Here is an 8128-nt window from a genome sequence, read left to right as displayed (position 1 = left end):
GCGCGCCGATGTCGGAGATGACGGCGACGGCCGATGTCGCCGTCAGGGCGGCATTGGTTCCGTTGCCGCCGCCCGCGTCGATGTAGAGCAGGTTGTTGGTCGCCTCATCCAGCTTGCGCTTGGTGATGAAGCCGTTGGCGCCGAACTTCCACGCCTCATTGATCCGCCATTCGAAGCCGGTGGCGGCTGACAAGGTGGTCCCGCGGTTGAACTTGACCAGCTGACGCGTCTGGCTCGGGTAGTAGACCCCGCCGGGATACTTGGCGATCAGGGCGTCATAGACGGGGTTCTGGCCGGGAGCGGCCTGATTGCCTAGCTGGATCGAGCCCAGGCGATTGTTCCACGAGTTCACCGTGATCGAGTCGCGGCGGAACTTCTCGTCCTTCCAGGCGACGACGCCGAACACGGCGAAGTCGTCGGTCAGGTGCTTGTTGTAGCCCATCGACGCCAGCGGACTGCCGAGCCCGCCCAGGTCGTTGTATTCGTACGACACCTTCGCGAAGCCGCCGTCCTTGCGCGCCAGGGCCGGGTTGATCCGCAGGTCTATATTGCCCGAGAGGCCACCGGCGAGGTTCGAGGCCGAAGGCGACTTGATGACGTTGATCGCCGTGAAGATGTCCGAGTTGAAGGCGCCCAGCGGGGTCGAGCCGTTCAGGATCGGGTCGGCGAAAGCGCCGCCGTTCAGCGTGGTGCGGGCGAAGGTGCCGGGCAGGCCGCGAAGGCTGATTGTGGCGTTGCGGCTATCGGCTTCCCGATTGATCTGGACGCCAGGGATACGCTGGATCGCCTCCCCGACGTTCAGGTCCGGGAAGCGGCCGAGGCCGTCCGACGAGATCCCGTCGGAGATTTCGAGCGTCTCGCGCTTGGTCGAGATGGCGTTGGCGTAGGCCTGACGAAAGCCTGTGACGACCACGGCCTCGACGGTTTGAGTGTCGGATGGTGTCTGCCCCGGCGGTTGGGCCTGGCGGGCCTCAGCGGAGGCGCCGATCGCCAGGAAGGCGCACGACGCCAGCAGCGCGGCGCGACGCGCCGTCTTGAGATCTTGAGTCATAATTTCCTCCCCGGGCGCGCTCTGGCGGCCGCCCTTGCAGAAAGATATCCGACGACTGTCCACCGGTGTCAATAATTGGTAATGCCAGTATCGTCTGACCTAGGCATTTGGTCAGACCATAACAACACCGCGCACAACGGCTCAAAGCCAAGAAAAGGCGCGTTTTCTGGGAGAAATCACAGGATGGTCAGATATCTTTTTGTCGGCGTAATCGTCGCGGTGACAGCCGGCGTCGCCCATGCGCAGGACTTTGGCCTGTTGGACGGACGTTTCGTCGCCGCCCTTCCTGACTTGCGAGAACGCCCGGCAGCGGCGGAAGTCATCCGCCGGGCCGACGCGGGCCTAGAGCGCGAGCCCGGTCCGCTGCCGGTGGTCCACACCGAGGGGACCTTGCCTGGCACGGGAATTCGCGAGGAGAGCACCAAGGCGCGGGAGGATCTGCCGATCATGCTGAACCTGGCGCTGGCCTACCGCATGACGGGCCAGCGTCCCTATCTGCAGTCCGCCGAGCGCTTCATGACCGCCTGGACGGACGTCTACAAGATCTCGCTCAACCCCATCGACGAGACCCATTTCGATCAGGTGATCATGGCCTGTGACCTCGTATGTTCGGAGATGACTGCAGCGGCCCGCGACAAGATCAGGCGCTTCACCCGCGCCATGGCCGAAGGCTATCTCGACGCCATGGATAAACCGCGCGACAAGCCGGAGACCAATTGGCAGAGCCATCGGGTCAAGCTGGCGGTGATGGCGGCCTTCCAGAGCGGCGACAAAAAGTTGATCGCACGGGCCCGAGACGCTTACGACCGCCAGATCGCCGCCAACATCAATGCGGACGGGACCGTTTTCGACTTCCACGAACGCGACGCGCTGCACTACGTCACCTACGACCTGGACCCGCTGATGATGGCGGCCTTGTCGGCGAAGGCCCATGGCCAGGACTGGTTCGAGCGCAAAAGCGCGGCGGGATCCAGCCTGCCCGGCGCGTTGGACTGGCTTACTCCCTACGCCCTCGGGGAGAAGACCCATCAAGAGTTCGTGCGCTCGAAGATCGTCTTCGACGCCCAGCGCGCCGCGGCCGGGCAAGCGGAATACCAGCCTCATCCATGGGACCGCGCGAATGGCGTCCAGACCTTCGCCCTCGCCGCCCAACTGAGCCCTCGCTACGCGCCGGTGTTCAAGACCGTGGCGACGGAGACCAGGAAGCCTCTGGCGCCTTGGTTGGCGCTCTTCGTCGCCAGCCGCTGATCGTGTATCCTGGGGCGGTCCTGCGACCGCCCCGGAGAACATCAGCCAAGGTCGTCAGGGCGCGTAAGGCGCGATCAGCAGCCTGTCGACCGAGGCCGGGCGCGCGGCCGCTGAAATGGCGGCCAGCCGCGCGAGCGCCGCGTCGCCGTAGACCCACGCCGCGAGCCCGAAGGGCGTCGCCGCCTCCCCCGCCGCGCCAGCGGGGTCGATCTCGCGATAGGGAAAGCTCGCCTCCCGGCCGACATAGGGCGCGAGAAAGGTCAGGGCCTTGCGCAGGCTCCGACCGTCTTTCGTCTGATAGCCCCACAGATCGACGCCGACGCAGCGCCCCAGGTCGGCGAGCCCGACCATCGGCTCCAGGGCGAAGTAGCTGTAGTGTAGCGCGCGGGTGCGCTGGAGCTCCTCGGGCAAGCTGCCGTCCGGCGCGACCTGACGCGCGATCCGCGCTTCCGCGGCCTCGGCGATGACGTCGCGCGCCAGCGCCTCATCTCTCGAGAAGAGGGCGAAGGTGGCTAGCTGATAGTCGAACCAGACGCCGTGATTGTTGGTCGCGGCCCTCTCCTCGCGACCTGTCGGGCTGGTCCGCATCCAGCGCGCGTAGTCGGCGAACCACCGCTCGAGCCCCGCCTGGTCGGGGGCTGAAAGCGCGCCCGACGGCGCCAGCAATCCCACGGCTTCGACGACGCGCAGAAGGCGGTAGGTGTCGAGCACGCCTTCCGCCCTGCCCGGCGTACGCCCGGGCACGCCCTGCGCGAAGCTGGCGTTCGGGTTCATTCGGGTCTTCGGCTCGAGGAACCAGACACGCAGCAGACGCGCCGCCTTCTCGGCGTAGCGGGGATCGTCCTGGAAGTAATAGGCCAGGGAAAGCGCCTCGACGCTGCTGCTCATCGCATCTAGGTCGGTGACGTCGAACGCGTCCGTGTTGCGCTCCGGATTGACCTCACCGTCGCGCCGCACATACGGCTCGCCGTTGGGCTTGTCCGGATCGGGCCACCAATAGGGGCCCATGCTCATATAGTCGTGCTTGTCCCCGCTGGGCGGCGTCCTGAGCTTGTCCGTCACGGTGTAGACGGGTCCGGTCAGGGCGGCGTCGGCGCGCTTCATCAGGGCCTGGAAGGCCGGCGCGAGCGCGGGATCGGTCCGTCTCGCCTTGCTTGCCGCCAGCCACTCGGGACGCCATCGGAAGGTGCGGCGCTGGGCGAAGTCGGCGGCGTAGCCTTCGGCGCCCGAGCACCTGGGCTTCACTTCGGCCGCCGGCGCTGATCCGCCGAACACGGCCGCCCCGAGGGCGGCCGCAAGGGCCATGCCGCTCGCCAGCCGGGTCATTTCAGCTTTGACACTTGCGACGCCGCCATCAGAAAGGCGCCCGCGCCATAGAGCTGAGTGTCCGTCGCGACGACCTTGTCGGGCGCGACCCCGATCTGTTGGACCCACCCCAGCTTACCGTCCGGACCGACGGCGCGCTCCAGCGCGGCCCAGCCCTTGTCGACCGCGGGCCGGTAGGTCTTGGCCGGCAGCAGGCCGCTGTTGATCCCCCAGGCCAGGCCGTAGACGAAGAAGCCGGTGCCGCTGGTCTCGGGGGTGTCCTGCGGCTCGAGCAGAGAGACCGGCCAATAGCCTTGCGTCCCTTGAAGGGTCACCAGCTTGGCGGCCATCTCCTTGAACAGCGCCTCGTAGCGCGGGCGGCTGGGATGGTCGGCCGGCAGCGCCGACAGGATGCGCACGAGGCCCCCGAAGACCCAGCCATTGCCGCGCCCCCAGAAGATCTTGCGGCCCGCCGCGTCCCGGCGCGCGATGAACCGGCTGTCGCGGAAATAGAGATGCTCGGCGGGATCATAGAGCGCCTGCGTCGTCGCCCAGAACTCGGAGTCGGCGTGCGCCAGATAGCGACTATCGCCGGTAGCCTTCGACAGCCCGACCCAGGCCGCGGGCGCCATGAAGAGCGCATCGCTCCAGCACCAGCGCGCCTGGCAATAGGGATCGCCGCCTCCAGGCGGCTTGGGCCCGAAATCCAGCGAGACGGTCGACGGCGCCGCCAACACCGCATCGAAGCGGGCGATGATCGGCGCCAGTTGCTTGCGGTCGCCTGACCGCGCGGCCGTCCACAGCCAGACTTGGCCGATGGCGTCGGCGTCGGCATGCCGGGGCCTGCCGTCGAAGCCCCATCCTTCCTTTGCGCCATGGTCCTGAAGGGCTACGACATACCGCCGATCCTTGGTCGCGTCGGCCAGCTCGGTCAGGCCGATGAAAAACGTCGCCTGAACCCAGTCGCGGGGGCCCTCGGTGTCCCGCCGGAACGTGGTCACGTAGTCGAAGCTGTCCATGTGGGCGAGCTGCCAGTCGGCGACCCGACTGGCCGCGGCGAGGGGCGAGGATACCCGCTCGGCGGCGGGCGGTTCGGCCCGCGCGGCCGTCAGGCTGGCCGCCGTGGCCATCAAAGCAAGCGCCAAGGCTGCGCCACCGCGTCGGTTCATCGAGACCTCCCGTTTTTTTGAAGCAATGACTACGCGCCCACCACCTTTGGTCAAGCCACTTGTCGCAGTGTTGGCCAGGCCACAGTGAAGCTGGTTAGTGGCGGGGATCGAAGTCAGGCTTCTGCTCCGCTACGTAGGCGTCCCATTCGGCGGAGCTGTGGAAGTCCAGGCCCTCATCCCAGGCCGCGCCCATGTAGTAGACGAACGGCTTGCCGGGCTCGACCTTGATCAGGACCAGGTAGTTGTCGAAGTCTTGACGCACCTCGACCACACTCTTGGGATCGACCATCAAGGCGATGGCCATCGAGCCCTTCTTCGGGTCCGCGGGCTCCCAGAACGTTACGCGGCCCGGAGCCAAGTCCCTGCGGAACACGCCCGTGCCGCTCGCGCGCTTGCGTTTGGAGATGCCGATGCCGACGATCAACGGACCCGTCTTGTCCGAACTGATTGTCGAGACCATGCGGGTGAAGTTCGTGCCGAGCGGCAGGCTGAAGGTCCGAGTCTCCCAAACCTTGCGATCGACGCCCACTGGCCAGGGCGCGTAGTCGACGCTGAAGGCGGCGACATCTGGGCCGTTCTGGATCACCTTCCAGTCGGACCAGTTGCGCGAGGTCCACAGTTTGTTGTCGGCCCAGATCCCCAAGCCGCCAGCGCCGCGCCCCGTCCCAACGTCGTAGAAATCCACCCCCTCGCCGTGATTGGCGTGCTGATCGCCGGTCCGCAGTTGGCGGTCCATGAACGGCCAACGTACGCTCTTTCCCCAGGCGTCGATGCCCGAACTTGATGGCGGCTCATTTTTCTCCAGCTCACGGCTGTAGATCCGGTGCGCCGTCCGGTCGTTCTCCCAGAGAATGTCGTTGAAGCGGTAGGGCGCGAGCGTCACCGTCGCGCGCGGCGTCTGTTGGACTCCCGTCGGCTTGGCCATGACGGCGGACGAAGCTTGGTCCTGGGTTTGCGCATGCGCCATACCAGTCGCCATGAGCAAGAGGCCGATCACGGAAAGGGATTTGAACATCGGGGCTCCTCTTCAGCCAAGCTGGATACTCCTTGCAGGATCATCTGGCGGCCGGATGTATTGAGAGCGAGAACGGCGCTACGGGCAGTCCTGAACCGCCATACAAATTGACCGGCGGAGATCCCTGCCAGGCGTAGCGGACCATGAAGGAAGTCGGCGCTCTCGGGAGAATGACACTGTCGCCTTCGACCTTGGCCGGCGCGAATTCGCAAACATTCTGCCCGTCGCAAAGCTCGAAGGCGGTCGCGCCAGACGAACCGTAGGCGACCAGCCCTCCGCCGGTATCGGTGAAACGGACGCGAACGCCCTCGGGCGTATGCTCCGCAACCACTGGTGATGGGGCGCTCAAGACCTTCCGAGCATAGGCAAGCCGCAGCATTTCATTGGCAAGCCGCTCGCCGACCTTTTCCTTGTGCGCGGGATGGATGTCGTACGATACGCCCAGGTCGATGAGCACAGCGAGGCCCATTTGAGGATCGTCCACCGCTGCTAGGCGCTGCGCTTCGCGCAATCTCGGCCATTCGCCGTCGGACGGACGAGCCGCTTTCGGTCCGTAGCTCGGCAGTTGAGCGATGACGATCGGGAGTTTGAGATCGCCAAAAAAGGCTCGCCAGGACTGAGCCCAGACACGGATCAAACCGCGATAGGCATCGGCTTCTGACACATTCGACTCGCCCTGATACCAGGCGACGCCCTTCAGAGGGAAACCCTGGAGAGGCGCGATCATCCCGTTCCACATCGTGCTTACGCCCCTCGGCGCTGACCAAGCGACAAACGGTGGCGTTGTTTTCCAATCCAGGCGGCTCCCGGCGGTGCGAAACCGCCACTCGCCCGACAGATCCACTGACGGCGCGTCCGCAAGCGCCAGGGCAAGGTCGCCTCGCCGACCGAGAAAGCCGCCGGATCCACGCTCATCGACTACCCGGACGGCGATAACGTTGCGGCCGGAGACGAGGGCTCCTGGCGGCAGGACGTAGGCCCGGGGTTCGCCAGCCAAAACGGTTGCCCCCACAACCCGGCCATTCACCCACACCTGATCGCGTTCATCTATCTGGCCCAGCTTAAGAATAGCGGATCGGCCAGCTTGATCCGACGTCAGCGTTAAAGTGCGTCGAAACCAGACGATGCCGTCGTAGCTCCTCAGCGAGGCGACACCAGACCGCTCCCAGGCGCCGGGAAGGGTTATGGTTGGCCAATTGCTGTCGTCGTGATCAGGACGGGACGACGCCGATGCGCTCCGATCAATGGTAGACGCCCAGGCATCCGTGGCGGCGGCGACCTGCGCGGTAGCGGCTGCGGGGTCTTGCCCATACGCCGCCAGAAGACGCGTTTTGTCCCCATAGTCCGCAAGGTTCTCGAGAGCAGCTGGCGGTATCCAGTCCTCGATCGAAGCCCCTCCCCACGAGGCCTGGATAAGACCGATCGGCGCGTCGACACCTGCCGCCACCAGGTTACGGGCCATATGCCAGCAGGCCGCCGAAAAGCCAGGTAGGCTATCGGGACCTGCCGGGGCCCAGCCGATGTCGGCCGTGAGATCACGCGCGGGTGTCGCCAGGCTCGTCCGCCGTATCTTGAGAATACGGACCGGTTCACCCTCGCCTTCTTCAGCGGTGCGGCGCGGATAGGAAGTATCGCTAACGGCAAGGTCCATGTTCGACTGGCCTGAACACAGAAAGACGTCTCCGGTGACGACATCCGTGCGGCGCAGCGATCCTCCGGTGGAATCGACGACCTCCAGGTCTCCCTGAAACGATGCGATCGCCGGCAGCGTCGCCACCCATCTCCCATCCGGCTGCGCCGACGCATCAACAGCATGACCGCCATATCGCACCGAGATCGTCGCCCCTGGGGGCCCAAGACCGCTGATCGCGATCGGGCGGTTTCGCTGAAGCACCATGTGATCGGTGAACAGAGCGGGGAGCTTAAGGGGCTCCGCCGCAGCGACGCCTGCGCAAGCCAGCAGCATGGCTACGCCGCCCATCGACGATCGTCGGTCCATCCGGGCTTCCTCCCGAGGGGGTTCGCCCCCTGCTTGTGCGCCTTTTGTTGAAAGCACTATGTCCAGAAAGACACCGGTGTCAAAGCTCTTCCAGCTTCCTTTTCTTATGGTTTAGCTTCGTCTTACTCCGACGTAACAACGATACTTTGGCTGACGCCGGTGTCTTAGCCTCCGTTACTGCTCTCGGGGGCGCGCTCAAAGTCGCCCGGGTGGGAGGTTTTCTATGAGGCGAAGGGAGGACCATCAGGTCTAGAGGAAGCCTATCGACAGTCTAGCAGCGGCTGTGAGAGGCGGCTCGCCGTTCTCCGCGCCCCTTGGCGCCGCTACGGTCCGCTTTTCGC

General features: G+C 65.5%; 6 protein-coding genes. 1 reads left to right on the top strand and 5 read right to left on the bottom strand.

Annotated features, from left to right (window positions below):
- On the bottom strand, positions 1 to 1051 hold a 1051-nt coding region (locus DI526_RS15600; RefSeq protein ID WP_304279824.1), incomplete at its 3' end, for a TonB-dependent receptor plug domain-containing protein.
- 183 nt (positions 1052 to 1234) lie between these two features.
- Between DI526_RS15600 and DI526_RS15595 the strand changes: the two genes are divergently transcribed.
- The gene (locus tag DI526_RS15595) at positions 1235 to 2299 is read left to right on the top strand and encodes an alginate lyase family protein (protein ID WP_304279822.1); all 1065 of its coding nucleotides are present in this window, start codon (positions 1235 to 1237) and stop codon (positions 2297 to 2299) included.
- Positions 2300 to 2353: 54 nt separating this feature from the next.
- Here DI526_RS15595 and DI526_RS15590 read toward each other — a convergent pair whose 3' ends face one another.
- From DI526_RS15590 to DI526_RS15575, 4 genes are all read right to left on the bottom strand, one after another.
- Positions 2354 to 3625, bottom strand: coding sequence for an alginate lyase family protein (locus DI526_RS15590; protein ID WP_304279819.1), 1272 nt, complete (start codon positions 3623 to 3625; stop codon positions 2354 to 2356).
- Entirely contained in the window at positions 3622 to 4773 is a 1152-nt protein-coding gene (locus DI526_RS15585) for a glycoside hydrolase family 105 protein (RefSeq protein ID WP_304279816.1), read from the bottom strand. Before DI526_RS15585 ends, DI526_RS15590 begins: the two co-directional genes overlap by 4 nt.
- Before the next feature lie 94 nt (positions 4774 to 4867).
- On the bottom strand, positions 4868 to 5740 hold the full coding sequence (locus DI526_RS15580; protein WP_304279813.1) for a DUF4861 family protein: 873 nt from the start codon (positions 5738 to 5740) through the stop codon (positions 4868 to 4870).
- An 88-nt stretch (positions 5741 to 5828) separates the two neighbouring features.
- Complete coding sequence (locus DI526_RS15575) at positions 5829 to 7787, bottom strand: sialate O-acetylesterase (protein WP_304279810.1); 1959 nt, start codon at positions 7785 to 7787, stop codon at positions 5829 to 5831.
- Between the last annotated feature and the right edge of the window lie 341 nt (positions 7788 to 8128).

It is taken from the genome of Caulobacter segnis (assembly GCF_003243465.1).
Lineage (GTDB): Bacteria > Pseudomonadota > Alphaproteobacteria > Caulobacterales > Caulobacteraceae > Caulobacter > Caulobacter segnis_A.
This window is presented reverse-complemented; position numbering and strand designations above follow the sequence as displayed.